The sequence below is a fragment of the Cecembia lonarensis LW9 genome (assembly GCF_000298295.1).
GTDB lineage: Bacteria > Bacteroidota > Bacteroidia > Cytophagales > Cyclobacteriaceae > Cecembia > Cecembia lonarensis.
This window is the reverse complement of the sequence record NZ_AMGM01000184.1, coordinates 1-1524: the sequence shown is the minus strand read 5'-3', so window position 1 is coordinate 1524 and position 1524 is coordinate 1. Positions and strand designations below refer to the sequence as shown.

Annotated in this window: 2 protein-coding genes; one reads left to right on the top strand and one right to left on the bottom strand. The window is 46.9% G+C overall.

From position 1 onward, the window contains the following. Positions 1–654, top strand: a 654-nt coding sequence (locus B879_RS23705) for a hypothetical protein (protein ID WP_157231771.1), incomplete at its 5' end; no start/stop codon positions are given. Positions 655–936: 282 nt separating this feature from the next. Here the strand turns inward: B879_RS23705 and B879_RS23700 are convergent. Beyond that, a complete protein-coding gene (locus tag B879_RS23700; RefSeq protein WP_202949670.1) occupies positions 937–1488 on the bottom strand; it encodes a hypothetical protein in 552 nt (183 codons plus the stop codon). Between the last annotated feature and the right edge of the window lie 36 nt (positions 1489–1524).

The following is a 1524-nucleotide window of genomic DNA, read 5'->3' as shown; positions in this document are numbered from 1 at the left end:
AAAATGTCTGGCCCATCCGACCGTCGTTTTGACTTGAACCTTGTTGAAGAGGCAGCCACGCCTTCTCCAGACAACATATGGCGCCCATCCTTCTTATCCCCTACTGGTCCTCTTACCGTTGGGGATTCCGTGATGAAGAATGATATGACCGCTGCGGTGGTGGCCAGGAACCTTCTCACTCCCAAAGATAACAGACTACTTTCCAAACGGTCTGATGAGTTGGCTGTTAAGGATTCTCTGGCTCTCAGTGTTCAGTGTGCAGGTTCTGTGTCTAATATGGCCCAACGCCTATTTGCTCGAACCCGCCAAGTTGAATCATTGGCGGCTGAAGTGATGAGTCTCAAACAGGAGATTAGAGGGCTCAAGCATGAGAATAAACAGTTGCACAGGCTCGCACATGACTATGCTACAAACATGAAGAGGAAGCTTGACCAGATGAAGGAATCTGATGGTCAGGTTTTACTTGATCATCAGAGGTTTGTGGGTTTGTTCCAAAGGCATTTATTGCCTTCGTCTTCTGGGGCTGTACCGCGTAATGAAGCTCCAAATGATCAACCTCTGATGCCTCCTCCTTCTAGGGTTCTGTCCAGTACTGAGGCTCCGAATGATCCACCCTCCGGTGCCTTCTCTTTCTGGGGCTCTACCGACTGCTGAGACTTCTCCTAAGCAACCTTTGTGAAGGCTCCCTCTTGTTTGTTTATTTTGACTCATGTATATGTACATATTTGTAACTTATCGGGAATATCAATAAATAAGCTTTCCTTCATTTCAACGTATTGTGTTAAATACACCAATCCTTCTTCGCTAAGTTCTTTGAATTTTCTTTTGTTGAAGCTTGTATGGGAGCTTTGTGAGTGGAGCATGTAGGTTGAGGTAGTGTTCCCTTAATTTCCCGAACGAGGACAACTTCTCGGTTGGAGACTTGGAAAATCCATGTCACTGAGTGGGATCGGCTATATGAATCCTAGAACGCCATTGCGCTCGGTCCTGTGTCATGTCCTCCGTTAGATCCAAGTACTCTAAGTCTTTTCTTAGAGTCTCTTCCAAAGTTTTCCTAGGTCTTCCTCTACCCCTTCGGCCCCGAACCTCTGTTCCGTAGTCACATCTTCGAACCGGAGCGTCAGTAGGCCTTCTTTGCACATGTCCAAACCACCGTAACCGATTTTCTCTCATCTTTCCTTCAATTTCGGCTACTCCTACTTTACCTTGGATATCCTCATTCCTAATCTTATCCTTTCTCGTGTGCCCACACATCCCACGAAGCATCCTCATCTCCGCTACACCCATTTTGTGTACGTGTTGATGCTTCACCGCCCAACATTCTGTGCCATACAGCATCGCCGGCCTTATTGCCGTCCTATAAAATTTTCCCTTGAGCTTCAGTGGCATACGGCGGTCACACAACACGCCGGATGCACTCTTCCACTTCATCCATCCAGCTTGTATTCTATGGTTGAGATCTCCATCTAATTCTCCGTTCTTTTGCAAGATAGATCCTAGGTAGCGAAAACGGTCGCTCTTTGG